Annotated in this window: 28 protein-coding genes; 12 read left to right on the top strand and 16 right to left on the bottom strand. The window is 65.4% G+C overall.

Annotation, left to right across the window (positions count from 1 at the left end):
- Nucleotides 1-20: 20 nt before the first annotated feature.
- Nucleotides 21-1,613 carry a Ppx/GppA phosphatase family protein gene (locus tag QZ189_RS06190; protein ID WP_296421331.1) on the bottom strand — a complete coding sequence of 531 codons (1,593 nt, stop codon included), beginning with the start codon at nucleotides 1,611-1,613 and terminating at the stop codon, nucleotides 21-23.
- Between the two features lie 76 nt (nucleotides 1,614-1,689).
- On the opposite strand from QZ189_RS06190, the gene QZ189_RS06185 reads away from it, so the two are divergent.
- Complete coding sequence (locus QZ189_RS06185; RefSeq protein WP_296421330.1) at nucleotides 1,690-2,595, top strand: 4-hydroxybenzoate polyprenyltransferase; 906 nt, start codon at nucleotides 1,690-1,692, stop codon at nucleotides 2,593-2,595.
- Nucleotides 2,592-3,485: an LD-carboxypeptidase gene (locus QZ189_RS06180; protein WP_296421329.1), complete on the top strand. Its 894-nt coding sequence runs from the start codon at nucleotides 2,592-2,594 to the stop codon at nucleotides 3,483-3,485. Before QZ189_RS06185 ends, QZ189_RS06180 begins: the two co-directional genes overlap by 4 nt.
- Here the strand turns inward: QZ189_RS06180 and ispD are convergent.
- Nucleotides 3,482-4,159, bottom strand: a complete 678-nt coding sequence (gene ispD / locus QZ189_RS06175; protein WP_296417593.1) for a 2-C-methyl-D-erythritol 4-phosphate cytidylyltransferase — start codon at nucleotides 4,157-4,159, stop codon at nucleotides 3,482-3,484. The two genes, QZ189_RS06180 and ispD, sit on opposite strands and share 4 nt — an antisense overlap.
- A 73-nt stretch (nucleotides 4,160-4,232) precedes the next feature.
- Here ispD and QZ189_RS06170 point away from each other — a divergent pair, with 73 nt between their 5' ends.
- From QZ189_RS06170 to fabG, 3 genes are read left to right on the top strand one after another with little or no spacing between them, the layout of a single operon-like run.
- Nucleotides 4,233-5,066 (top strand): lipopolysaccharide heptosyltransferase family protein, encoded by an 834-nt coding sequence (locus QZ189_RS06170; protein WP_296421328.1) that lies wholly within the window; start codon nucleotides 4,233-4,235, stop codon nucleotides 5,064-5,066.
- A gap of 5 nt (nucleotides 5,067-5,071) precedes the next feature.
- Entirely contained in the window at nucleotides 5,072-6,196 is a 1,125-nt protein-coding gene (locus QZ189_RS06165) for a potassium channel protein (protein ID WP_296417597.1), read from the top strand.
- 26 nt (nucleotides 6,197-6,222) lie between these two features.
- Complete coding sequence (fabG, locus tag QZ189_RS06160; RefSeq protein ID WP_247479248.1) at nucleotides 6,223-6,975, top strand: 3-oxoacyl-[acyl-carrier-protein] reductase; 753 nt, start codon at nucleotides 6,223-6,225, stop codon at nucleotides 6,973-6,975.
- A 3-nt stretch (nucleotides 6,976-6,978) separates the two neighbouring features.
- On the opposite strand, the gene QZ189_RS06155 is transcribed toward fabG, so the two are convergent.
- Complete coding sequence (locus QZ189_RS06155) at nucleotides 6,979-7,272, bottom strand: hypothetical protein (RefSeq protein ID WP_010318012.1); 294 nt, start codon at nucleotides 7,270-7,272, stop codon at nucleotides 6,979-6,981.
- Between the two features lie 60 nt (nucleotides 7,273-7,332).
- Between QZ189_RS06155 and groL the strand changes: the two genes are divergently transcribed.
- Nucleotides 7,333-9,003 (top strand): chaperonin GroEL, encoded by a 1,671-nt coding sequence (groL, locus tag QZ189_RS06150; protein ID WP_247479251.1) that lies wholly within the window; start codon nucleotides 7,333-7,335, stop codon nucleotides 9,001-9,003.
- Nucleotides 9,004-9,016: 13 nt separating this feature from the next.
- Here groL and QZ189_RS06145 read toward each other — a convergent pair whose 3' ends face one another.
- The 7 genes from QZ189_RS06145 to QZ189_RS06115 form a co-directional block, all read right to left on the bottom strand.
- The gene (locus tag QZ189_RS06145; protein ID WP_043706184.1) at nucleotides 9,017-9,208 is read right to left on the bottom strand and encodes a hypothetical protein; all 192 of its coding nucleotides are present in this window, start codon (nucleotides 9,206-9,208) and stop codon (nucleotides 9,017-9,019) included.
- A 91-nt stretch (nucleotides 9,209-9,299) separates the two neighbouring features.
- Entirely contained in the window at nucleotides 9,300-9,989 is a 690-nt protein-coding gene (locus tag QZ189_RS06140) for an N-acetylmannosamine-6-phosphate 2-epimerase (RefSeq protein WP_296421327.1), read from the bottom strand.
- The gene (locus tag QZ189_RS06135) at nucleotides 9,979-10,467 is read right to left on the bottom strand and encodes a hypothetical protein (protein ID WP_296421325.1); all 489 of its coding nucleotides are present in this window, start codon (nucleotides 10,465-10,467) and stop codon (nucleotides 9,979-9,981) included. The genes QZ189_RS06140 and QZ189_RS06135 overlap by 11 nt, the downstream gene beginning before the upstream one ends.
- Nucleotides 10,468-10,485: 18 nt before the next feature.
- Nucleotides 10,486-11,352, bottom strand: coding sequence for an ABC transporter permease (locus tag QZ189_RS06130; protein ID WP_029626413.1), 867 nt, complete (start codon nucleotides 11,350-11,352; stop codon nucleotides 10,486-10,488).
- Nucleotides 11,353-11,403: 51 nt separating this feature from the next.
- Nucleotides 11,404-12,435, bottom strand: coding sequence for an ABC transporter ATP-binding protein (locus QZ189_RS06125; RefSeq protein WP_247479258.1), 1,032 nt, complete (start codon nucleotides 12,433-12,435; stop codon nucleotides 11,404-11,406).
- Nucleotides 12,436-12,472: 37 nt separating this feature from the next.
- Nucleotides 12,473-13,477: a heme o synthase gene (locus tag QZ189_RS06120; protein ID WP_296416157.1), complete on the bottom strand. Its 1,005-nt coding sequence runs from the start codon at nucleotides 13,475-13,477 to the stop codon at nucleotides 12,473-12,475.
- Nucleotides 13,478-13,481: 4 nt separating this feature from the next.
- Entirely contained in the window at nucleotides 13,482-14,363 is an 882-nt protein-coding gene (locus QZ189_RS06115; RefSeq protein ID WP_296421324.1) for a COX15/CtaA family protein, read from the bottom strand.
- A gap of 206 nt (nucleotides 14,364-14,569) precedes the next feature.
- Here QZ189_RS06115 and QZ189_RS06110 point away from each other — a divergent pair, with 206 nt between their 5' ends.
- The 4 genes from QZ189_RS06110 (at nucleotide 14,570) to QZ189_RS06095 (ending at nucleotide 18,189) form a co-directional block, all read left to right on the top strand.
- Nucleotides 14,570-15,409, top strand: coding sequence for a cytochrome c oxidase subunit II (locus QZ189_RS06110; protein ID WP_296416158.1), 840 nt, complete (start codon nucleotides 14,570-14,572; stop codon nucleotides 15,407-15,409).
- On the top strand, nucleotides 15,406-17,082 hold the full coding sequence (ctaD, locus tag QZ189_RS06105; protein WP_296416159.1) for a cytochrome c oxidase subunit I: 1,677 nt from the start codon (nucleotides 15,406-15,408) through the stop codon (nucleotides 17,080-17,082). The genes QZ189_RS06110 and ctaD overlap by 4 nt, the downstream gene beginning before the upstream one ends.
- 5 nt (nucleotides 17,083-17,087) lie before the next feature.
- Complete coding sequence (locus QZ189_RS06100) at nucleotides 17,088-17,690, top strand: cytochrome c oxidase subunit 3 (protein WP_010318030.1); 603 nt, start codon at nucleotides 17,088-17,090, stop codon at nucleotides 17,688-17,690.
- A 127-nt stretch (nucleotides 17,691-17,817) separates the two neighbouring features.
- On the top strand, nucleotides 17,818-18,189 hold the full coding sequence (locus tag QZ189_RS06095; RefSeq protein ID WP_247479751.1) for an AbrB family transcriptional regulator: 372 nt from the start codon (nucleotides 17,818-17,820) through the stop codon (nucleotides 18,187-18,189).
- A gap of 19 nt (nucleotides 18,190-18,208) precedes the next feature.
- On the opposite strand, the gene QZ189_RS06090 is transcribed toward QZ189_RS06095, so the two are convergent.
- Both QZ189_RS06090 and QZ189_RS06085 read right to left on the bottom strand, forming a co-directional pair.
- Nucleotides 18,209-18,793, bottom strand: coding sequence for a DUF308 domain-containing protein (locus QZ189_RS06090; RefSeq protein WP_010318034.1), 585 nt, complete (start codon nucleotides 18,791-18,793; stop codon nucleotides 18,209-18,211).
- A 55-nt stretch (nucleotides 18,794-18,848) separates the two neighbouring features.
- Nucleotides 18,849-19,502, bottom strand: coding sequence for a riboflavin synthase (locus QZ189_RS06085; RefSeq protein ID WP_296421323.1), 654 nt, complete (start codon nucleotides 19,500-19,502; stop codon nucleotides 18,849-18,851).
- A gap of 55 nt (nucleotides 19,503-19,557) precedes the next feature.
- On the opposite strand from QZ189_RS06085, the gene QZ189_RS06080 reads away from it, so the two are divergent.
- Together QZ189_RS06080 and QZ189_RS06075 are read left to right on the top strand one after the other, a co-directional pair.
- Nucleotides 19,558-20,079 carry a bifunctional nuclease family protein gene (locus QZ189_RS06080; RefSeq protein WP_296416161.1) on the top strand — a complete coding sequence of 174 codons (522 nt, stop codon included), beginning with the start codon at nucleotides 19,558-19,560 and terminating at the stop codon, nucleotides 20,077-20,079.
- A gap of 52 nt (nucleotides 20,080-20,131) precedes the next feature.
- Nucleotides 20,132-21,190, top strand: coding sequence for an aldo/keto reductase (locus QZ189_RS06075; RefSeq protein WP_296421322.1), 1,059 nt, complete (start codon nucleotides 20,132-20,134; stop codon nucleotides 21,188-21,190).
- Here QZ189_RS06075 and QZ189_RS06070 read toward each other — a convergent pair.
- From QZ189_RS06070 to QZ189_RS06055, 4 genes are all read right to left on the bottom strand, one after another.
- Nucleotides 21,187-22,266 carry a hypothetical protein gene (locus QZ189_RS06070; RefSeq protein WP_296416163.1) on the bottom strand — a complete coding sequence of 360 codons (1,080 nt, stop codon included), beginning with the start codon at nucleotides 22,264-22,266 and terminating at the stop codon, nucleotides 21,187-21,189. The genes QZ189_RS06075 and QZ189_RS06070 overlap by 4 nt on opposite strands.
- A gap of 9 nt (nucleotides 22,267-22,275) precedes the next feature.
- Nucleotides 22,276-23,394: a nicotinate mononucleotide-dependent phosphoribosyltransferase CobT gene (cobT, locus tag QZ189_RS06065; RefSeq protein ID WP_296421321.1), complete on the bottom strand. Its 1,119-nt coding sequence runs from the start codon at nucleotides 23,392-23,394 to the stop codon at nucleotides 22,276-22,278.
- Nucleotides 23,391-24,029 carry a DUF2232 domain-containing protein gene (locus tag QZ189_RS06060; protein ID WP_247479273.1) on the bottom strand — a complete coding sequence of 213 codons (639 nt, stop codon included), beginning with the start codon at nucleotides 24,027-24,029 and terminating at the stop codon, nucleotides 23,391-23,393. The genes cobT and QZ189_RS06060 overlap by 4 nt, the downstream gene beginning before the upstream one ends.
- Nucleotides 24,030-24,043: 14 nt before the next feature.
- The coding region (locus QZ189_RS06055; RefSeq protein ID WP_296421320.1) for a hypothetical protein at nucleotides 24,044-24,330 on the bottom strand (287 nt) is incomplete at its 5' end.

Below are 24,330 nucleotides of genomic sequence, written 5' to 3'. Positions count from 1 at the left end.
GGGGCGCTGCAGTGTTGGAGCTAACTCACCCGCAAGGTCATGCCGAGCGCTTCTTCGACATAGCTCTCGCAGGACCGCAGACTCCAGCGCTCCAGGTTGAGATCCACCTCAGCCGTCAGCGGCAACAACTGGATCGCAATGCCGTTCTCGGCGTTGGCCTGCAGAACACAATCGGCAATCACCTTCTGGGGACGGCGATCCATCGCCACCGCCAGACGCAGCAGCAAGGCCATCGCTGAAACCGTGCGGCGTTGCTCCCTCCCTTCTATGAGTTGCCAGGACTCATGGCGTTTTTTCGGCAGGGAGCGGCGGTGGTAACGGGCAATAGCCGCCACCATGAGCTGCTCGCTCTCGGAATAGCCCAGGAGGTCACCGTGGCGAATCAGATACCAGGTGTGTTTGTGATACGCACCGACATTGATGTGCTGTCCGCAGCTGTGCAGCATCGCCGCGGCCCACAGCAACTGCCGCCCCTGGCCATCGTCTTGATGCAGCAGGCCCTGGCTTTGGTCGTAGAGACGCATGGCTAGCGCAGCGACCCGCTCAGAGCGGGGCACATCCACCCCATAACGCTGGGCCTGATGCAGCACCGTGCGTTGACGAATGCTGCTTTGAAAGGCAAAGCGATCAACGATCAAGTCGTTGCGCAGCATCCAATCAACAATCAAGCCCTCCCGCAGGGCCCGTTCGCTGATCACCAGCTCCTCCGCCCCGATCATCCCCATCGCCGTCTGCAAGATCAGGGCGCCAGGAACGATGATTTCCGCCCGGCGTTCATTCAGGGCCGGGTGAGCCTTGCGCTCCGCAGGCGTCATCCCCAAGAGGCGTTCGACGATCTGATCGAGTTTTTGCCGCGAGACCCGGTAGCCCTGCATGCGCAGGGGCGGACGCGCCTCATCCGCGGCGGCCATCGCGGCGATCGCCATCGCCGTTCCACTGGTGGCGACCATCACCGGCTGATCACCGAGCCGCTTCAAACCTTGGCGGACCTTGAGCACCGCAGGCTCCAGCGCCCCCTGGATGAAGGCCCGCAGGAAGGTGACCCGCTTAGCCGGGATCGGGTCGTCCTGGACGAAATCCCGCTGCAGCCTGACCGCACCAATCCGGGTGCTGGTGAGGGCATGGGAGTCCGAAGCATCGGCCAGCACCAACTCGGTGGAGCCACCACCGATGTCGATGATCACGTGGGGCTTCTCGCCAAAGGACATCCCCGAGAGGACACCCAGATAGATCAAGCGCGCCTCTTCAGGGCCGCTCACCAGATCAACCGCCAGGCCCAGCTGCTCTTGGATCGATTGCAGAAACTCCCGACCATTGGGTGCTTCACGAACGGCACTGGTGGCCGCCGTGACGACGTCCCCGGGATCCACGCCATGGCTGGCCGCCAGCTCACGGCAGTGGCGCAGGGTCGTGAAGGCCCGCTCAATCGCCTCAGGCGAGAGATCGCCACTGACGGGATCGCGCTCCCCCAGGCGGGTCGTTGATTTTTCAGTGAGCAGCACCGAGAAGCTGCGCAGCTCCGGATCGACGCTGGCGATCAAGAGGTGAATCGAGTTGGTGCCGATGTCGATGCCGGCCACCGGCCGTAGGGCACCACTGCGGGGCTCACTCACGGTCCAATCCCTGGAGCTGAGCCACTTTGGCACCGCCCCTCAGCCCTAGGGTGCGGGCACTTTTCCCCTGCTGAACGTGGCTGCCGACAGCAAGGGCCTTGGATCGCTGCTCCGGGCTTGGCTGGGTCTACTGCGCTGGGACAAGCCCAGCGGACGCCTGATCTTGTTGATCCCCGCCGGCTGGAGTCTCTTCCTGGAGGGCCAGGCTCCCCCCAGCCTCCACCTGCTGGCGGCCATCGTCATCGGCGGCCTGGCCGTCAGCGGTGCGGGCTGTGTCGCCAATGACCTCTGGGATCGGCGGATTGATCCCCAGGTGGAGCGAACCCGCCAACGGCCGCTTGCCAGCGGCCAGATCGGTGTTCCGGGGGCCGTTGTGCTGCTGCTGTTCTGCCTGATCGCTGCTCTTGCCGTTGTGCTCTGGGGGCTGCCAGAAGCCAACAGAACCCTTTGCCTCCAACTGGCCATCGCCGCCCTGCCCCCGGTGCTGCTCTACCCCTCAGCGAAGCGCTGGTTTGCCTACCCGCAGGCGGTCCTGGCCCTCTGCTGGGGCTTTGCTGTGCTGATCCCCTGGGCGGCCTCCCGCGGCAGCCTCCAGGGGGGCTGGCCCCTGCTCTGCCTCTGGCTGGCGACCCTGCTGTGGACCTTTGGCTTTGACACGGTTTACGCCATGTCCGACCGGGAGGATGACCGCCTGGTGGGCGTGCGCAGCAGCGCGCTGAGCCTTGGGGAGCAGGCCCCCCTGGCCGTGGCCCTCTGCTACGCCAGCGCTGGAGTGTTGCTGGCGATTGCCTCGGGCCTGCAGGGGGTTCAGCCCGTGTTCTGGCTGATCTGGCTGGTGGTCGTCCTTGGGCAGCTCAAGGAAGCCTTGGCCTTACGGCAGCCGCAGCTGCCGCGCTCGGCCTATGGCCGCCACTTCAAACATCAGGTGCTGCTCGGTGCGCTCCTGCTGCTCGGCCTAGCCATCGGACGGATCTGGGCATGAACGCGCGCGCCTGGCCCCGCCCGCTCCAAGCCGGCGATCGCGTCCAACTGGCCGCCGCCAGCTCCGCGCTCCAGGGCGATGCCATCAGCCGCCTGGAGGCGGGAATCGTTGTCCTTGAGCGCTGGGGACTGGAGGTGGAACCCCATCGCAACCTGCAGCGGCACTGGGGCTACTACGCCGGCACGGACCCCGAACGCCTGGAGGACCTCCAACCCAATGCGCCATTGGTGGCGTGCATGCGCGGTGGCTGGGGCTCTGCACGACTGCTGGAGCGGCCCCTTGCGGCTGAGGAGCACTGGCTGCTGGGCTTCTCCGATGTCACCTCCCTGCTCTGGGCGCGGCAGGCCGCTGGCCTACCCGGGGGCATCCATGGGCCCATGGTCACCACCCTGGGGGCCGAACCGGAGTGGAGCCAAGAGCGGCTACGGGCTCTGCTCTTTGGCGAGGCTCTACCGCCCCTGCAAGGGACGGTCTGGAACCCGGGCCAAGCCGAGGGCCCCTGCCTCGCCGGCAATCTCACGGTGGCGACGCACCTGCTGGGGACGCCTCACCTCCCCGACCTGAGTGGAGCGATCCTGCTGTTCGAAGACATCGGCGAGGCCCCCTATCGAATCGATCGGATGCTCTCCCACTGGCGCCTCAGTGGGGCTCTCCAGCAGATCGCGGGGCTGGGCTTTGGCAGCTTCAGCGACTGCGAGGGGGATGAGGATGACGCCCGTGATCCCCAACGCTCCTTTGGTCTGCAGGCGGTGCTTCAGGAGCGCTGCGGCGACCTCGGCATTCCGGTGATTGCCGACCTGCCTTTTGGCCATCGCTGCGGCAACGCCGCCATTCCCATCGGCCGCAGGGCCCGTCTGGACGGCGAGCGCGGCCAACTGCTGCTGCTCTAGCGAGCCGAGAGCACCGCCTCAGCAATCGTCAGATCGAAGGGCGTCGTGATCTTGATGTTGGAGGGGGAGGACTCCATCACCCGCACGGGCCAACCCAGCCGTTCAAACAGGGAGGCGTCATCGGTGACACTCCAACCCTCCCCGCGCGCCTGGGCATGGGCCTGGCGCAACTGCTCGACCGGAAACCCCTGGGGGGTTTGGGCGCCCCAGAGAACGGAGCGATCCGGGGTGTCTTGGATCACGCCGTCGCCATCGACCCGCTTGATCGTGTCGGTGACCGGTGCGGCAGCAATCACCGCAGCGCCAGCCTCAACAGCCGCGGAACAGCGATCGATCAGAGCTGGATCGACCAAGCAGCGGGCTCCGTCATGGATCAGAACCGATTGGGCCTCCGGCGGCAGCGCAGCCAGGCCGTTGCAGACCGAATCCTGGCGGGTGTCCCCACCCTGAATCCACTGGACCGGGATCCCTGGGTTGGCCGCCTTCAGCAGGGCTTCGATGTCCGGCCGGTCGATCTCCTGGCCGACCACACCGATCCAGCGCACACTCTCGGAGGCCAGGGCCGCATCGAGAGTCCAGGCCAACACAGGCCGGCCGCTGACCTCCAGGAGCAGCTTGTTGCGCTCCGCCCCCATCCGCCGACCGCTACCGGCACAGGCAATCAGCAGATGCATCGCGCGCTCCTGAGGACTAAGTAATCCGACCTACATACAATCAGCCAGCGATCTGCTGCACACCCCCGCAACCATGCGAGTCCTCTTTTTGGTGCCGGGTGGTGTCAGTGCACAGCTGCAGGCCATTCCGGCCGCAGCGCAGGTCGCTCAAGACCTCAAGGCCCAGGTGCAGGTGGCCTGCTCCCCAGCGGCGGCAGCCGCCTGGTCCCTGCTGCCGGCGGTGGAGAAGGTGATTCCCTTCGCCTTTGATGACGGGCCGAGCCTCGCCGACTGGGCCAACCTCCTGGGCAACGTGCGCGAGCCCGACTTTCAGGCCTGCATCAACCTCGCCAGCGGCCGCCAGGTTGATCTGATGCTGTCGATGAGTCACATCCCCAATCGCGTCGCCGCCGCTGGGTTCTCGGCCACGTCAACCGTCACCCCTGAAGCCGGCTGGGGGGCACAAGCGCTGTCCGCCTTCCTGCGCCCCCTCGGCGTCACCCTCGACGCCAGCCAATTCCGCCTGTCCTTGCCCAAAGGAGCACTGGAGCAAGCCGCAGCGTCCATGCCCAGTGGCCAGGGACCCGCCCTGTTGCTTGCCCCGTCAGGGAACCGTCAGGACTGGCCCGCCGACCACTGGCGAGCGCTGCCCGAGGCCATCCGCAGCAAGCTGCCGGACCTGCGGGTCATCCAGGCCGGTGGCGCCAATCTGCTGCAGCGGGCCGCGCAACTGGCCAGCTGTGATGTGGTCCTCAGCAGTGACCCCATCACCAGCCAACTGGCCCTGCTCAGTGGCATGCCTCTAGTGGCCCTCGGCCAGGACCCCGCCTCCCTGCCACAACGGGAGGGCGTGCAAGCGGTGGGTCAGGCCGGAGCCCTTGAGCAGCTGGGCACCCCTGAGGTCTTAAAAGCCCTCGGCTTGGGATGACACCGATGCGGCAGCGACCCCGTTCACTGCCGCGCCGCCGCGGCCTCCTCAGCCCCATTCGCACGCAAGTGGCCAAGCGCCCGTGGGCCGGCCCGATCCTGGCCCTGGCCACGGTCGTCAATGCCGGCGCCGTTGGCTACCGACTGGCGGAGGGCTGGGACTGGGGTGATTGCTACTGGATGGTGCTGATCACCCTCAGCACCCTGGGGTTTAGCGATGAGCACACCCAACTGATCCACACCGGCGGCCGCATCGTCACGGCGCTGCTGTTGGTGGGCGGCCTGGTGGTGGTCCAGCAAACCATCCAGAAACTGCTGGAATTAACCAACTCCGGCTACTTTCGCCGCATCCGCCAGCGGCGCTACCGCCAACAGCTGCAGCGATCGATGAATCAGCACGTCATCCTCTGCGGCTACGGCCGGATGGGCCGCGAAATCGCGGATCAACTGAATGGAGAAAACGTCCAACTGTTGGTGGTCGAAAACGACAGCGACCGCATTGAGGAAGCCCAGCAGCGAGGCCTGACGGTCCTTCAGGGAGACGCCACCCTCGATGAAACCCTGGAGGAGGCCGGCATCCACCGCTGCCGAGCACTGGTCGCCGCCCTGCCGAGCAACGCGGCCAACCTCTACGTGATCCTCAGCGCCCGGGGATTGGCGCCGAGCGCCCGGCTGATTGCCCGCTCCGACAGCGAAGAAGCGGAAGGGAAACTGCGTTTAGCCGGAGCTGACCAGGTGGTGAGCCCCTATGTGGCCGGCGGTCGTGCCATGGCCGCCACCGCCCTGAGGCCCCTGGCGGTGACCTTCATGGACCTGCTGGCCGGCAGCGAGTGTGAGGTGGACGAATTTCTGCTGAGCGAGCATCCCGAGGATCTCGGCGACCTCAACGGCGCCAGTCTCTCGGAACTGCAGTTGGGACGCCGCAGTGGTGCCCTGGTCCTGGCGATCCGAAACCCCGCGGCCAGCCAACTCAGCACCGGAGCGCCGGAGCCACTCATCGCCAACCCCGGCGGTGATGTCCGCCTGGGTCCCGGTCAGTTGCTGGTGGTCATGGGCAGCAAACGCCAGTTGCAGCGCTTTGGGGAACTGCTTGGCCCCGCCTTGGCTGAAGTCAAAATCATGCCCGCCTAGCCTGGTCCGACTTTTCAGCGTTCTCCATGGCGGACAGCACCCCCCTGGCCGGTCAGGTTGCTCTGGTGACCGGAGCCAGCCGAGGCATCGGGGCCTCCATTGCCCGCGAGCTGGCCCAGGCCGGCGCAACGGTGGTGGTGAACTACGCCAGCTCCCCCGCCGCGGCTGAGGCTGTGGTCGCTGAGATTCAGGCGGCAGGCGGCCAAGCCTGGTCCCACCAGGCCAACGTGGCCGAGGAAGAGCAGGTGGAGACCATGGTCAAAGCCGTCCTGGAGAAGGAAGGACGCCTGGACGTGCTGGTCAACAACGCGGGCATCACCCGTGACGGCCTGCTGATGCGCATGAAGAGCGCCGATTGGCAGAGCGTGATCGACCTGAACCTCAGCGGCGTCTTCCTCTGCACCCGAGCCGTCAGCCGGGCGATGTTGAAGGCCAGAAGCGGCCGGATCATCAACATCACCTCGGTGGTGGGACTGATGGGCAACCCCGGCCAGGCCAACTACAGCGCCGCCAAAGCTGGTGTGATTGGCCTGACCCGCAGCAGCGCTGCGGAATTCGCGAGCCGCGGGGTCACCGTGAACGCTGTGGCCCCTGGCTTCATCGAGAGCGACATGACCGCGGAGCTCGACAAGGAGCCGATCCTCAAGGCCATTCCCCTGGGACGGATGGGGCAACCCACCGAGGTCGCCAGCGCCGTTCGCTTCCTCGCGGCCGATCCCGCCGCTGCCTACATGACCGGCCAGGTCCTGCAGGTGGATGGCGGCATGGTGATGCGCTGAGGTCTAGCCCTCCACCGGTTGCGTGAGTTCCTCCCGCAGTCGTCGGATGCGCTGCAGCAGGCGTAGCCGGCGACTGCGGGCGGTCACGGTCAAAAAGACCCGCAGGGGCACATAGATCAAGGCCATTCCCAAGCCCAGGCCGGCCACGATCAGAAACGCCATCACGTTGCTGCCGGCCGTTGGATCGGCCAGGCCCTGGACCAGGGTGTCGCTGATGCTCTCCTCCATGGCGCGAACCCTATCGAGCAGATCGAGCGGGCGATAGGGGTGAGCTGCGATCCATTCGGCTTTCCCCACAAGCCAAGGGCCACCTCTGCATGGGAGCCTGTGGCCACTACAGCGCGATCAGCCTCCGCGATGGCCAAGCTGCTCTCCTTCTCCGATGAATCCCGCGCCTATCTCGAGCGCGGCGTCAATGCCCTCGCCGATGCGGTCAAGGTCACCATCGGACCCAAGGGCCGCAACGTCGTTCTTGAGAAGAAGTTCGGGGCTCCCGATGTCGTCAACGACGGCGTGACCATCGCCCGGGACATCGAACTGGAAGACCCCTTCGAGAACCTCGGCGCCAAGCTCCTGCTGCAGGTCGCGACCAAAACCAAGGACCAGGCCGGTGATGGCACCACCACCGCCACCGTCCTGGCCCAGGCCATGACCCGCGAAGGTCTACGCAACGTCGCCGCTGGCGCCAGCCCCGTGAGCCTGCGCCGCGGCATGGAGAAGGCCACCGCTCAAGTCGTGGCGGGCATCCAGCAGCGTTCCACCCCCGTTGCCGGCGAATCCATCGGCCAGGTCGCCACCGTCAGCTCCGGTGGCGATGAGGAAGTCGGCCGGATGGTCAGCGAGGCGATGGAGAAGGTGAGCGTCGATGGCGTGATCACCGTCGAGGAGAGCAAGAGCCTCGCCACCGAACTGGAAATCACCGAAGGCATGGCCTTCGATCGGGGCTACAGCTCCCCCTACTTCGTCACCGACAACGACCGTCGCGTCTGCGAATTCGAAGATGCGCTGCTGCTGGTCACCGACCGCAAGATCAGTGCCATCAACGACCTCGTGCCCGTTCTGGAGGCCGTGTCGAAAGCCGGCAAGCCCCTGGTGATCCTCTCGGAGGAAGTCGAGGGTGAAGCCCTGGCCACCCTGGTGGTCAACAAGAACCGCGGGGTTCTGCAGGTGGCCGCCGTCCGCGCCCCTGGCTTTGGCGATCGCCGCAAGGCCATGCTCCAGGACATCGCCATCCTCACGGGTGCCACCTTGATCAGCGAGGACCGTGCCATGGCCCTCGATCAAGTGGGTCTGGAGGATCTCGGCAGCATGCGCCGGATCACGATCAGCAAGGACGACACCACCATCGTGGCCAGTGACGCTCACCAGGCTGCCGTCCGCGACCGTGTCGCCGCCATCAAGCGCGAGCTCGAGAACACCGACTCTGAGTACGACCGCGAGAAGCTCACCGAGCGCATCGCCAAGCTGGCCGGTGGCGTTGCCGTGATCAAGGTGGGTGCTCCCACCGAAACCGAGCTGCGCAACCGCAAACTGCGGATCGAAGACGCCCTCAACGCCACCCGCGCCGCGGTGGAAGAGGGCATCGTCGCCGGCGGTGGCAGCACCCTGGTCCAGCTCGCCGCCGACCTCGATGGCCTAGCTGCCCAGCTGGAGGGCGACGAGCGCACCGGTGTTGAGATCGTGCAGCGCGCTCTCTCTGCGCCCCTGCATCAGATCGCAGCCAACGCGGGCTATGACCCCAACGTTGTGGCGGACCAAGTGGCCTCCACTGGCAACGGCTTCAATGCCGCGACCGGCACCTACGAAAACCTGCTCACCGCAGGCATTCTTGATGCCGCCAAGGTGGTCCGCCTGGCCCTTCAGGACGCCGTCTCGATTGCTTCCCTGCTGCTGACCACCGAGGCGGTGATCGCTGACAAACCCGAGCCGGCAGCCGCAGCCGCACCGGGCGGTGGCGGCATGGATCCCATGGGTGGCATGGGCGGTATGGGTGGAATGGGCGGCATGGGCATGCCCGGCATGATGTGATGCCGGCCTCGGCCTACATCACCCGAATCAAGCGGGCGTGAATCCGGCAGACGGCAAGGGCTTCCGGGGGTGGGTTGCGGCACAGGCGGCCCAGCTCCCGGTTCAGCGCTTCGAGCTCAGCTAAGGGCAAGCCCGCTATGGGTGTGGCCAAGAGCGTCACGCCCACCACCACTGAAAAAAACGGCAGCCCACGCTGGGAGCCCATCGACTTTCCTCCCATTCGAGACAACCGAGACACGCTCAGTTTGAACTCGCCTGGGCTGCAGGTCCTGCTCCTTCAGAAAGCTTTTGGACCGCTAGGACTCCAGGGCCCGGCGATAGGCCGCCACCTGCAGATCCACGCCGGTAATCGCCGTCCCCACCACCACCGCATCGGCACCCCCATCAAGGGCCTGTCTGGCCTGCTGGGCTGAGGCGATTCCACCCTCACAGATCAGCATCACCGGACCCGGGAGCTGCTCGCGCAGTGGACGCAACAGAGTCCAAGCAGGAGGCTTGAGGGAGGCGGTGGACTCGGTGTAGCCGTAGAGGGTTGTGCCAACCCAATCACAGCCGAGCTCCGCGGCGCGCAACCCGTTCTCCAGACTGTCGACATCCGCCATCAAGCAGGCTCCAAGCTCCTGCTTGGCGCGCTGCACCAAATCGGGCAAGAGGGCCCCAGCGGGGCGAACCCGATCGGTGGCATCCAGGGCAATCACATCGGCACCGGCGGCCCAAACGGCCTGAATCTCTTCCCAGCCGGGGGTGATGTAGACGGAGCTGTCGGGGAATGTGCGCTTCCAGAGGCCAATAATCAAAGCCTCCGGGCAGCGGCGGCGCACCGCCCCAATGTGTTCGGGGCTCTCCAAGCGGACACCCACCGCGCCGTTGTTGAGGCTGGCCTCAGCCATGGCTGCAATCACCTGCGGATCCCGCATCGGTGAGCCCTCAGGGGCCTGAACCGAGACGATCAGCCCGCCACGGAGCAACGAGGGATCAGGCAGCACGGGAGTCTTGCGAACCGGGAAGCCAAGCACGCAACTCCGCCAAGGCGGGATGGCTGGGGGCCGGAGCAGGGCGTGACGCAGCGGCTCGACGACGCACGACGGGCTTGAACGCGGTCTGAGGGATCGGAACCGGAGCCGCTACAGGTTCAGGCTCAGCCATCACAACCGGTTCGGGCTCAGGTTCGGGTTCCGGCTCGACTTCAGGTTGCGGTTCAGGTGCCATCTCCTCTTGCACCTCAACGACGAGGGGCTCGGGCTCAGCCTGAGGAGTTCGCCACCAGTGGAGTCCTTCTGAATCCTCGGCTTCCAACTCCTGAAGCAGGGGCTCAAGAGCATCGACCCCGTGGCGATGGACCCACTGGCCGAGCAACCCATCCACGCTCGAGCGATCACGCTCGGACAAGGCCTGGCGCAGGGCCAAAACGTGGGCCTGGCGGCGGGCTTGCGGTGACGGCGGAGGAGAAGGGCGCTGGGGCACGATCGCTGCGGGAAAAGATCAGGCGAGCTTGCGATCCAGCAGAGGGCGGATCAGCAGAAACAAACCCAACGCCAAAGCGGCCAGAACCCCTAAACAAGCGGCAGCGCTGAGGTCCCCATAGGGGGCATGCAACACCACAGCTGAGAGGGAGAAATGACCGGCGTAAGCGGCGCGAATCGGCTCAATCGCGAAGGTAAGGGGATTTACGGCCGCTAGCCAGCCCAACCAGGCCGGCATAAAGGAAATCGGAGCCAGGGCCGTGCTGGCAAACAGCAGGGGCAAATTGGCCACAAAGATCACGGCGATCAGCTCGATGTGACCTGGCAGTGCGAAGGCCAACCCCAAGCTCAGGCCCGTCACAGCGAAGACCAACAGCAACAGGGTCAGCAGCACCAGGAGCAACCCAGAACCGCCGGGCCAGCCGTACCCCAAGACCCAGGCGGTGGCCATGATCGCGACGCTCTGCACCAGGCTCAGGGCCGTGATGTAGAGCACCGAGGCCAGGACAATCGAGCTGCGGGAGCGCAACGGGGCCACCAACAGGCGATTGAGGAAACCAAACTCCCGATCGAACATCACCGGCAAGCCCGCATTCAAGGCAGCGCTGAAGGCCGTGAAGACAATCACGCCGGCACCGAGGAAGCGGCCGTAACTCATGCCCTCGGGCAGCAGACCCTCAGGGGCATTGGCGAAGAGGGCCCCAAAGAGAACCAGCCAAATCAGGGGTTGCAGGACCCCCGCCACCAGGGTCGACGGACGGCGCGCCAGCTGCAGGAACAGACGGCGGGTCAAGGCCAGGGTCTCCTGCGTCAGGTCAGCCAGGGCTGACCGCGGGGCGCTGGCGCTGGGGGCCGGGCTGAGCAAAGAAGAGGAAGCGCTGGTCATCTCAAATAACAGAAAAGTCCATCCACGGGAAATCCCGAACCAAAGCCACGGTCAACGCATGGACTGCTTGCGCTCCGCCTTGGCATCACGGACACCGGCCACCGCCAGCTCGGCATCCATCAAGGTCCGACCCGTGGCCTGGAGGTAGACGTCATCCAGGCTGGGGCGGCTTTGGGCAAGGGCAAAAACAGGGAGCTGGGCTTCAGCCAGCTGACGGCGCAACTGCTCCACCACACCGTCGTGTTCAACCACCAAATTCAACGAGAAGCCCTGGGCTCGGTTCACCACCACCTGACGCACCCCCGGACAGGCCTGCAGCAGCTGCTGAACCCGTAGGGCCTCGGGTTCATCGCTGAACTCCCTCACCCGCAGGGTGACGCGGTCACCGCCGAGGGCCGCCTTGAGTTCGGAGGGGGGGCCCGCCGCAATCACCCGACCGTCCTCAATGATCGCCAGCTGATCCGCCAGGGCATCGACCTCCTCGAGGTAGTGACTGCTCAGCAGCACCGTGGTGCCCTGGTCGCGCAGTTGGCGCAGCACGGTCCAAATGGCAGCGCGACTCTCGATATCCAGACCAACGGTGGGCTCATCGAGCACCAAGACATCCGGACGGTGCAGCAGACCGGAGGCCAAATCCAAACGCCGGCGCATCCCACCGGAGTAGGTGCCGCTGCGGCGGTCAATCCAGTCCGCCATCCCCAGCAGATCAATCAGCTCAGCAATGCGCTGGTCCCGGGCTGAACGGGCCAGGTGATACAGGTCGCCCTGCAACTGGAGCAGCTCACGGCCGCTGAGAATCTTGTCCAGGGCAACCTCTTGGGCCACATAACCCAAACGCTCGCGGACACCGCGGGGGTCTGTGAGCGCGTCGAGCCCCGCCACCTGGACACGGCCGCTGGACGGGGCCAACAGGGTGGCGAGGATGCGCAGGGTCGTTGTTTTGCCCGCCCCGTTGGGACCCAACAAGCCGAACAAACTGCCGCCAGGGACCTGAAGATTCAGGCCGTTCAAGGCATCAACGGCCTTCTCACCTTTTCCGTAGCGCTTGGAGACGTTCTCCAGATCAATCACTGGATGAGTCACCGCCGCCGACCTCGCTGGAGCACTAGAGAAATCGACTCTAGAAAGCGCCGCTCACCAGCGATGCCACCAGGGTGAAACCTGCGTTGCCGGACCCACTCCAACCCAGCAGGGCAAAGCCCTGCTGCGAAAACTGCTCCCCTGCCGGCATCCGAGCCATCAGCAGCAGCAGACAGACGCCAAAGAGATAGAAGATCGACCAGCGAAACAACCCCTTGGCCCGCTGCAGATCATCCGGGTCTTTGTGCAAATTCCAGGTCATCTGCAAGAGCCGGGCATTGAAGGGGAGCAGCAGGAGCCCGTAGAGCAACCCCCCACCGGGCAAGGCCCAGACACCCACCAGGCTCAGCACCACCGTCGCCAGGGCATACCAACGAATGGCCTCAGCGGTGGCACCACTGCCCTTCACCACCGGGAGCATGGGGATCCCGACGGCGCGGTAGTCCTCCTTCAGCAGCAGAGCGAGGGCCCAGAAATGGGCTGGCGTCCACAGCATCACCAGGGCAAACAACCACCAACTCCCCAGGCCCAGATGGCCCGTTGCCGCGGCGGCACCGACCAGGGGGGGAATGGCTCCAGCCACACCACCGATCACGATGTTCTGGGTGGTGCGGGGCTTCAGCAGCACCGTGTAGAGCAGGACGTAACTGCACAGACCCAGCAGCGACAGGCTGGCGGCCAGACAATTCACCCCGCCCACCAGCAGCGTCGCCGCCGTCAGCGTGAGGGTGACGGCAATGGCAAAAGCCGTCGTGATCGACAGGCGACCGGAGGGGAGTGCACGGCCGCTGGTTCGCTGCATGCGGCCATCGAGCTCCTGCTCCCAAAGGCAATTCAGGACCCCAGCCGCTGCGGCGGCCAAGGCGCCACCACCCAAGGTGCAGGCCAGGCGGAGAGGAGGCAGGGGCCAGCCTTCCGACATCGCCATCCCGCCAAGGGTGGTCGCCAGCAACAGGGGGATCAAACGGGGCTTGGCGATCTCCAGCCAGGGGGGCAACTTCAGCCGCTTCCTGGAGGGAACGATCTCCTCACGGGTCAGGGGCAAGGCATTAACCACGAAGCACCTCCGGCCAACTACGAACGGTCAAGGCCGCCAGAACGGCCACCAAGAGAGCAGCGCCCAGCTGGTGTGCCACGGTCACCGCTGGAACGGACAGGCTGAGACGCAAACTCAGCACACCCAGGGCGATCTGCAGCAGAACCAGCAGTGCCGCAGCCAAGGCAAAGGGGCGCTCCGCCGGACGCTTCCAAAGCAGCAGTCCCGAACCCAGGAGCACCAGCAGACCCACCGGCCGAGCACCCAGGCGGTGCATCAAGAGCCAGGAGCAGCCCTCCCCAGCGCTCAGGCACCGGCCTGCCGCCCACTGACTGGCCATGAGTCCGCCCAAGAGGCACTGCACCAACACCGCAGTCGCCAGGACTGCGGTGAGGCCAGCCCAGAGCAGAGAACGCCCTGAGGAAGAAGTCAGGGAGCCGGCCCTCAGCAACTCACTCAAACCGCTCAGCAGAGCAACCAACACCAGGGCGGTGAGCAGGTGAGCCGTCACCACAGGGAATGGCAACAGCAGGGTCACCGTTAGGGCACCCAAGCCCGCCTGAACAGCCACCAGCACCAGGCTCAGGCTGGCCAGGAGGGGGAAGCCCTTGGGCAACTCCCGCCTCCACCACCAACTGACCGCGGTGAGAACCAGGAGGCCGACACCGACGACAAAGGCATCCAGGCGATGGAACCACTCCAGGAAGACCTGCAGGTTCATCTGGCGCCCCGGCAAGAGGGAGCCGTAGCAAAGGGGCCAGTCTGGGCAAGCCAGACCTGCCTCCATCACACGCGTCGCCCCGCCGATGACCACCAGCGCAATCAGTGCGACCAACAGGTGGGCGCAGAGTGCGGCGAGGCCGTCTCGTTTGTTGGGCTGCATGGCGCCGAACATCTCTGCTGGAGAAGGGCGGTTGGCGTCAACCTAATGACGTCACACCGGCTTCGCAGACGTCCGTCACGCGCCACCCAAAAGCGACACCAACAGTGATCAATGGGTGAGCGTTCCCTCACCAAGAAGCGGCGGATTGCTGCAAACAACCACGAACAACACGTCGACGAGCAAGCCTCCATAGGCTGACCTCGATTGATTTCAGGACGATGCGGATACCAGCCGCAATCCTCACCCTGATCACCGGAATGGCCCTGGTGTTGATGGGCCTCTGGATCGGGCAGAACGTCAACCTCCTGCCGGTTGACGCCAGCGCCAACGCGCCTGTTTATGACGAGCTCTTCAAGGTGCTCTTCAGCATTGGGACCATCCTGTTTGTCGGGATTGTCGGGCTGATCCTCTACAGCCTGGTGAAGTTCCGGCGCAAGCCAGGCGAGAGCGGTGATGGCGAAGCCGTCGAGGGGAACCTCCCGCTCGAGATCCTGTGGACCGCCATTCCCGCCGTGGTGGTCTTGTTTGTCGGGATCTATAGCTACGACATCTACGACCGGATGGGCGGCATGGCTCCGCTCAATGACCACAGCATGCATGCCATGGGCGGGGAGATGGAGGAGTCCCGCACCTGGGGCGGTATCAGCCCCGTGAGCCTGGAGAGCGACGACGCCCTAGCCCCACTGCCGATCGACGTGACGGCCATGCAGTTCGCGTTCATCTTTCACTACCCGGGGGCTGAGATCACGAGCGGCGAGCTGCATGTGCCCATGGGGCAGCCGGTGGCATTGCGCATGAAGGCCAATGACGTCATCCATGCCTTCTGGGTCCCCGAATTCCGCCTGAAGCAAGACGTCATCCCCGGTCAGCCCACACTCTTGAGTTTCACCGCCACGAGAGCTGGCCGTTATCCGATCGTCTGCGCAGAGCTCTGCGGCCCGTACCACGGCGGAATGCGCTCGACCGTGATCGTCGATGAACCCGAGACCTTCGAGGCCTGGGTCAACCAGAACAGTCCGATTGCCAGCGCAGCCCCACAAACCCCGGTGCAGTCATGACCATCAGCCTGACCCCTGAGCACCGCACGCCGCTGCAACCCCAAGGCTGGCTGCGCTACCTGAGTTTCAGCACCGACCACAAGGTGATCGGGCTGCAGTATCTGGTTTGTGGCTTCATTTTTTATCTGATCGGTGGCGCCCTCGCTGGAGCGATTCGAACCGAGCTGCTGACCCCGATTTCGGACTTCCTTCCCAGGGAGACCTACAACGAAGTCCTGACCCTGCACGGGACGGTGATGATCTTTCTCTGGATCGTCCCGGTGGTGAATGGGGCCTTTGGCAATTACCTGATTCCCTTCTATGTGGGAGCGCGCGACATGGCGTTCCCAAGACTGAACGCGGTGGCGTTTTGGCTGATCCCTCCAGCCGGGTTGCTCCTGATCAGCAGTTACTTCATTGCCAGCGCTGCCCAGTCGGGCTGGACCGCCTATCCACCCCTGAGCATCACGACCCCGGCCACCGGTCAGATCATCTGGATCTTGAGCGTGCTGTTGCTGGGCGGCAGCTCCATCTTTGGCGGGATCAACTTCATCGCCACGATCCTCAAACTGCGGCGACCGGGGCTCAAGCTGATGCAGCTCCCGATGTACTGCTGGGCGATGCTCGGCACCAGCATCTTGGTGGTGCTCTCCACCCCCGTCCTGGCCGGGACTCTGGTGCTACTGAGCTTCGACATCATTGCCCACACCGGCTTTTTCAACCCAAGCCTGGGCGGCAATGCGGTGGTTTATCAGCACCTGTTTTGGTTCTATTCCCACCCCGCGGTTTACATCATGGTGCTGCCGGCCTTTGGCCTGGTGAGCGAAATCCTGCCGATCCACTGCCGCAAGCCGCTCTTCGGATACACAACGATGGTGTATTCGATCATGGGCATCGTCTTCTTGGGCCTGATCGTCTGGGCCCACCACATGTTCACCAGCGGCACGCCTCCCTGGATGCGGCTGTTCTTCACCATCGCCACCTCCTTTATCGCCGTCCCGACAGGGATCAAGTTCTTCAACTGGCTCGCCACCATGTGGGGAGGCCGCATTGCCCTCAACAGCGCGATGCTCTTCTCCTGCGGCTTCATCATCAACTTTGTCTTCGGGGGAATCACGGGCGTCGCCCTCGCCCAGGTCCCCTTCGACATTCACGTGCACGACACCTACTTCGTCGTCGCCCACTTCCACTACATCGTCTACGGCGGCACGGTGTTTGTGATCTTTGCCTCGATCTACCACTGGTATCCCAAGGTGACCGGCCGATTGCTCAACGAGGACCTGGGACGGCTGCACTTTCTCTTGACCTTTGTCGGTTTCAACCTCTGCTTCGCTCCGCAACACTGGCTTGGCCTCAATGGCATGCCGCGCCGCGTTGCCGAATACGACCCGCAATTTGAGTTGATCAACCAGCTCAGCAGTGTTGGGGCGCTGCTGATGGCCATCAGCACCCTGCCCTTCCTGCTGAACGTCGTCATGAGTGCCTTCAACGGCGCACCAGCCGGAGACAACCCCTGGAATGCCCTAACCCCCGAATGGCTCACCAGCTCCCCTCCACCGGTGGAGAACTGGAAGGGCGAGGCCCCCTTGGTGAAAGAGCCCTACGGCTATGGCACCCCCGCCGGCGAACTGCCATTGGCCGCCACCTCGGGCTCTGAGCTGTGGAAGCTCGGCAACTCTGACCAGCGCTCCTGAATGCCATGACAAGCCTGAGCACAAGCGAATCCCTGAACCAAGAACAGGGCACCGAGCACCAGGAGCACCACGGCGACTTCCGGATGTTCGGCCTCGCCACCTTCCTGGTGGCCGATGGCATGACCTTCGCCGGTTTCTTTGCCGCCTATCTGACCTTCCGAGCCGTTAACCCCCTGCCATCCGGGGCGACCTACGAATTGGAGATGGTGCTACCCACCATCAACACCCTGTTGCTGCTGATCAGCAGCTTCACCTTCCACCGGGCTGGCGCAGCGTTGAAGCGCAATCAAAAGGCCCTCTGCCAACGCTGGCTTTTGATCAGTGCCGCCCTGGGCTTTGCCTTTCTGGCCGGTCAGATGAAGGAGTACTTCGAGCTGCCCTTTGGTCTGACCGACAACCTCTTTGCCAGCACCTTCTACGCCATCACGGGCTTCCACGGCCTGCACGTCACCTTGGGCGGCTTGATGATCCTGATCGTCTGGTGGCAGTGCCGTGAAGGGGGCCGCGTCAGCTCTGACAACCTCTTTCCCCTGGAGGCCGCCGAGCTTTATTGGCACTTCGTCGATGGGATCTGGGTGGTGCTCTACGGAATCCTTTATCTGCTGTAGGGCAGCTGTTTGATCACAGTTCTTGCAAGTTGCCCTTGCGAAGCATTGCAAGTGATCGGCACAATCGGGCCGCCAGCGACCCACTGCAGCGGTGTTCGTCGAAGAGAAGACAACCAAGCCGACCCAGATGCTGGAAGGCAAGGCGCTACTGGACAAAGCCCGTTCGCTCAGCAATCGGCCTGAAGATCAGATCGCTCGGGCCTGTGGCTATGTCGGTCCCAGTGGCCGTCTTCTCAAAAAAAGCTTCTATCGCGCCCTGGTGGAAGCCAAGGGCTACAAGCTCCCCAGCCAAAGCGGCGGTGGCAGCGGCACCAAGGGGCGGCAAGCGGAATTCCGCACCAAGGTCCATGGCAACGGCAACCTCCTGATCGGCAACGCCTACACCAGGCGCATGGGGCTAGAGCCCGGCCAGGAGTTCAAGATCGAAGTCCACAAAGAAACGGGCTCCATTTGGCTACTGCCCGTGGAACAGGACGGCAGCGCAAACGAAGCCCTCTAAGGGAGATCCCCTGCGCGATTCAGCGCTCGTCTGGACCGTGGAACGCGGCACTGAAGACCAGAAGGTCAATGCCGCTGAAGAGGAAGCTGATCCCCACCAGGATGCCGATCACGCTCAGCAGACCCAGGCCCTTCATCGACACGATGATCAGGCCAAGGATCAAGGTGACGATGCCATTGGCCAAACCCCAGCCCCACCCGGCCATCTCCCGATGGGACAGGGAAACGATGCTGGCCACCGCACCCTCCACCAAAAAGACGATGCCGATGGCGAAGGCCAACGCCGCCACTTGAGCGGCAGCCGGTTCAACCCCAGCACTGAACTGCTGGATGATCCAAGCCCCGGTGACCACAAACAGGGTCGAGACCACGAGGCGCCAGAAGCAGTGCCATTGGCTCAGTTGCCTCGAGCGGTTGAGGCTGTTCACCCAGCCGATGATGCCGCCGACCAAAAAAGCCAGGGCTACCACCACCGTCACCCAGGCGGAGGCAATCATCGGGAAGATCAGGGCAAGGACACCCAGCACCAGCAGCAGGATGCCCTCGGCCACGGTGAAGCTGCGCAGGGCGCCCACCATCAGACCGGAATTGTCGTCAGAAGCCATGAAGTGTTCAGCAGGAACACGAACCCCCGGAACGTAGGCATGGCATCTGGTGTTGTCAGCTCCAGCCGTGCTCCTTCAACCAGGCATCACTGATCGGAGCCGTCGACGCCGTCCCGTGTTGCAACAAGCGTTCGGTGTACTTCGCCAGCAGGTCCGCCTCCAGATTCACCGCCGTGCCGCGCTGCAGATGCTGCAGGGTCGTCGTGCCCCAGGTGTGGGGGATCACGGCGATCCAAAACTCAGCCCCGTCCTGACTGCAGCCCGCCACCGTCAGGCTGATGCCATCGACAGCAACGCTGGCCTTCTCGCAGATGTAGCGACCAAAGGAGGGATCCTGCCAACGCAGCGTGAGCTTCCAAGAGGCGCTTTGCTGCTCCACCCCCACCACCTCGCCCAAGCCGTCGACGTGGCCGCTGACCAAATGGCCGCCCAGTCGATCCTGAAGACGCAGGGCCGGCTCCAGGTTGACCCAGCCCCCACGGTCGGCCTTGGCCGAGAGGGTGGTGCGGCTGAGGGTCTCCTCACTGACATCGGCCGAGAACCCACTGGCGGAGCGCTCGGTCACCGTCAGGCAGACCCCATCAACCGCCACGCTGTCCCCGAGGGCCAGCTGGGCCGGATCGAGCTCAGAGCCCCGGGGGATGCGCAGCCGCAAACCGCCGCTGCTGCGCTGCAGCTCTCCGGTGGCCTGAACCAGCCCAGTGAACATGCGGTGGCCTGATCAACACTGGCCATAATCGGGCAGAAGGGAAAGCGGGCAAGCCATGGTCGAAATGCGAGTGGCCGGCATTGCCCTCGACGCCGCCAGTCGAAGTCCGATCGTGCTGCTCCGCGATCCATCCGGGCGGCGTCAGGTGCCCATCTGGATCGACCAGGCCCAAGCCCAAAACATCATGGCCGGGCTCAGCGACCAGACCCCGCCCAGGCCCCTGAGCCATGACCTGATGGTGGAACTGCTGCAGGCCGGGGGGCTGGAGCTGACCAAGGTGATCGTCCACGCCATCGAAGACAGCACCTTTCGTGCCGTGCTGAAACTGCGCACCGAGGGCGACGAGGAGCTGGAGCTCGACGCCAGACCCAGCGACGCCATTGCCCTGGCCGTCCGCACCGGCAGTGGGATCTGGATGCTGGAGGAGGTCGTCGCTGATGCCTCCATCCCCGTGGATGCTGAGGCCGATGCGGAAGATGCCGCCGATTTCCGCCGCTTCATCGATGGCATCAGTCCCGCCGAGCTTGTGAGGCACATCAACCAAGCCCAGACGGAGGCGGAGGAAGACCCTGGCTGAGCGCCGCCCCTTTGGCCAAGGACCACGGGTCTCCCCGTTCTGCCTGGGCACGATGCGGGCCACCAGCAGCCCGCAGCAGATGGCGGAGGTGCTCGATGCCGCCCTGGCCGCAGGCATCAATCACATTGAGACCGCCCCGGCCTACGGCCCCGCAGAAGCCTTCCTGGGCCAGGCCCTGCGTGCACGCCCCCCTGGGGAGCTGGTGCTCACCAGCAAGCTGCTGCCGGGGATCAGCCTGGAGGAGGGACAGACGCAGCTCCGCGGGATCCTGCAACGCCTGGGAGTGCAACAGCTGGACAACCTTGCGGTCCATGGCCTCAACCGCAGGGAGCACCTGGATTGGGCCCTCGAGGGGGCCGGAGCGGATCTGCTGCAGTGGGCCCTGGGGGAGGGACTGGTCACCCAGGTGGGGTTCTCGAGCCATGGCGAGCTCTCGCTGATTGAGGCCGCCCTCGCCTCTGCCCGCTTCAGCTTTTGCAGCCTGCACCTCCATTGGTTCGATCAAACCCGACTGCCCCTGGCCCAGGCGGCCCTGCGGGAGGGAATCGGGGTTCTGGCCATCTCGCCAGCCGATAAGGGGGGCCGGCTCTACGCCCCGCCTGAGCAACTGCGCGCCGACTGCGATCCGTTTGAGCCCCTGGAGTTGGCCTACCGCTTCCTGCTCGATGCGGGCATCTCCTGCTTGACCCTGGGGGCCGCCCAAGCCAGCGACCTGGCCCTGGCCCAACGCCTCATGGTCGACAAGGAGATTGGTCTGGAACCGAGCCATCGCCAAGCCCTGGAGCGGGCCTGGCAGGCCGGCCAGGGTCGACTGGCTGAGACCGCCTGCCAGCAGTGCCGGGCCTGCCTGCCCTGCCCCAACGAGGTACCAATCCCCGAGCTGCTGCGCCTGCGCAACCTGGACCTCGGCCATGGCCTCAGCGCCTTCGCCCAGGAGCGCTACAACCTGATCGGAAGAGCCGGGCACTGGTGGGAGAGCGTGAATGCCTCCGCCTGCGAAGGCTGTGGCGAGTGCCTACCCCGCTGTCCCCATCAGCTCCCCATTCCTGAACTCTTGGCTGAAACCCATCAACGCCTGGCGGCCGCACCCCGGCGCAGGCTCTGGGGTTAGCGGCTGAGGGCCTGATCCCAAAGGGTCTGCCAGCGGCTGCGCTCCGCGGGCGTGAACACCGGCAAGTTGTTGCAGCGTTGCAGCACCGCCTCACTGGGGAGCAACAAAGGCCGCAGTCGCTCAGGCCAGCGCTGCAGCACAGGCTCCAAGCGCTGACGCGGAAGCGGGGGCACCCAACCCGCCGCCAACAGGCGATCCACCAGGGGCAGGCTGAGGCCATCGCGCACCCACTCCAGGGGAAGCGGCGGATCCACCCCCGCAGTGTCCTGGGGGGGAAGACGGAGCAGCAGCTGCCACCAGAGCGGAGAGCCGGACTCCGGAAGGAAAGCCGAAAGCCGCGGATCTTTCTTCAGCAGGGGAATCGCCCGATGGCTGGGAACCACCGCCGCATCCGCCTCACCGGCCAACAGCAGATTCAGTCCATCGCGCTCATCCAGCGCCAACGCCTGCCCCACCAACTGGGACAGCTGCTGCGGCAGCGCTGGGTTGCTCAGGGCCTTGGGATCGCCGCTGGAGAGACCCAACTGACGCAGGGCCAGCTCGATCACCACCCGCGGACTGGAGGGCAGCACGACCTTGCCGCGAAGGCTGGGATCGAGCAGCAACGACCAACCCAACTCGCGCTGCCGCCAGAGGTCCGGGCGACTGCGCAGCACCAACAACCAGGTGCCAAAGGCCCACGGGAAAGCCAGGGGAACAGCGCCCTCAGCCGCAAACAACCGACTGGGGGCCTGGGCCATGGGCGCCAGCTGCTCGAGCAGGGCCGGAGCCTCGAGGGGCTGGAGCCGGGCGCGATCGAGCTGCTGGGCCCAGCCGTCTCCGAGGGCCAACAAGGCAGCCCCCGCCAGGGGCTGCTCCTGCAAGGCGGAGCGATCCACCAGGCTCAGGAGCTGCTCCGGGCTCTCCAGGGCGCGGGGCTGCCAGGGCGACGGCAGCTCCTGCAGCCAGGCCTTGGGCAAGTCCCCTTTCACGCTCAACAGCTGCGGCTGGCCAGAGCGCGCCGGTGCACAGCCGGCGGCCGCGCCCAGGGCCGCCACTGAAGCCATCAGTTGCAGAGCGTGGCGGCGGGAAGTCACAAGCGCAGGCTAGGCCGGGTGCTGCAGCTGGTCACAGGCCTGCTCACAGGCCTCCTGGAGCGCCTGCAGCGAACGCCCGCTGAGCTGCCAGAGGGCGGCCAAGCCCCCAGCGCCAACTCCCTCTTTGACGTAGCCGCGCTCGTAATCGAGCAACTCCGGGCAGCGGCTCTCCGTGAAGCGCAGGCCCGTGGCAAAGGCCAGCGGCTGCACCGCAAAGCGCTGGGCCAGTTGCAGCATCAGCCCCGGGAAATCGCTGGCCACCTCATGGGCCACCCAGGCGGTGGTCACCACCGCCGCCTGCTGGCAGAGCTGCTGGCGCTCAGGCGGTGTACACGCCGCCAAGGCCAGGGCCAGGACAGCCGCCATCTGACTGCCGCCCGCCAAGAGCAACGGCGTTCCCGCCAAGGCCGCCTGCTTCAGCAGGGCCGCCGCAACCACCTGCATCGGGTCACCCACCGCAGCCAACACAGCCTGGGGGCTGGCATCCGCAGCCAATTGAGCAGCCGCCAATCCCCGTTGAACCAAGCGCGCCTTGAGCTGGTGATCCGGCTGGCGAACGCTGCCACTGACTAAGCCCATGGAGGGAATCCCCAGGGCCTCCAGGACCGCCAGGGCGGTGGTCGTCCCCCCAGGCACACACTCGCTGAGCAACACCGGTTGGCCGGAGCGGGCCAAGCCGCGGCCCCAGCGCTCCCCCCAGCCCCAGAGGGCTTGCACCCGCTCGGGATCCATCGCCTGCCCGCCGCTGAGGCAGCGCGCGGGCGACGGGTTGAGCTGGAGATGGGGGATGGCCGGTGCGACGGGCGCCCCCAGATTCAGCACCAAGGGCTCCAGGGCCAAGCCCTCCAGAACCGCCCAGGCAATCAAGGCGGGAGAGACCCCCGCCGGCAGGGGCGGCAAGGCATGGGGTCGCCGGGCGGCCGGGCCCTGCCAGAGCAACTCGGCATCGGCGGCGGCCGTGAAGCGGCGGGACTCAGGGGTGGCCCCGGCGGCCGAGATCCCCGGCACCGCCGCCGTGTCCGTTCCAGCCAGCAGCAACAACACTCGGGTCTCGCTGGCAGCGGCCCTGAGGCGCTGGCACCACTGCTCCGCCCAGGCCGCCTCGCCGCTGATTCGCTCCAGTGTCAAAGCGGATCCAGGGCCAATAGGGGGCGCAACAAAGCCGGAGGCTCGCTGATCGGACTCTTCAGGCGGGGAAAGATCCAGAGGGCCACCGCATGCAGGGCCAGCACATAGATCAGGTTTTGCACCAGCACCAGGGCGAGGGCCATCAGCTGCACCTGAAAGAGATCCGGTCCACCGCCGATCTGGACCAAGCCAAGAAGCCGCTCCAGCACCTGGGAGGCGGCGGAGGTGATCAGGACCCAAAGGTTTTCGCCCAGGAGGATCGAGAGCACCGCCACCCGCACCAGGAAGCCACCGGCGCCGATCAACACACCCACGCCCCAGCTCAGGTACCAACTCAGACCCCGTCTCCAACACCAGCCCAGCCAAAGGGCCAGGAAGCCATAGGGGAAGAGCACCAACGGACCGCGAATCGGCCCCATCAAGGCCACCAAGAGCAGGGCCGCCACGGCCACACCCTCCACGGCGCAACGGCCGTTATGGCGAAGCTGCAGCAACGCCAGGGGCAAGGGCAGCGCCAGGCGAAACAGGGCACCACCCACCGGGAGGTAGTAGAGGCCCACCCAGAGCAAGGCTGTGGCCGCCGCCAGGTAGGCCGTATCGGTGAGCTGTCGGGCCTGACGGCGACTCAAGGACATGGGATCGGGCCGGCCTAGCGCGGTTCAGGCGCAGCGGTGCGTGTGGGCGTCGTCCCGTTGGGGACGCGCTCAATGGTCTCCACTTCAAAGGCCAAACCGGCGGCGCGCAAGGCCTGGGTCAGCACCTCCGCAGGGGCGGAAGGATCAGCGGCGGGCAATTTGATCGTCACCCGATAGGGGGCCGGCGGTGCGCTGGGGCGAGGAGCCGCTGGCGCTTCAGGGGGTTTCGGCGCCGGCTTTTGGGCCACCGGTTTCTCCTCCTCCTTCTTGGGCTCGGCGGGCTGAGTCGGGGCGGCCGCAG

This window comes from Vulcanococcus sp. CPBay_Sum15L08_68 (assembly GCF_017855895.1).
In the GTDB taxonomy this organism is placed as follows: Bacteria; Cyanobacteriota; Cyanobacteriia; order PCC-6307; family Cyanobiaceae; genus Vulcanococcus.
The sequence above is the reverse complement of the archived record's forward strand: the minus strand, read 5'-3'. Positions and strand labels throughout refer to the sequence as shown.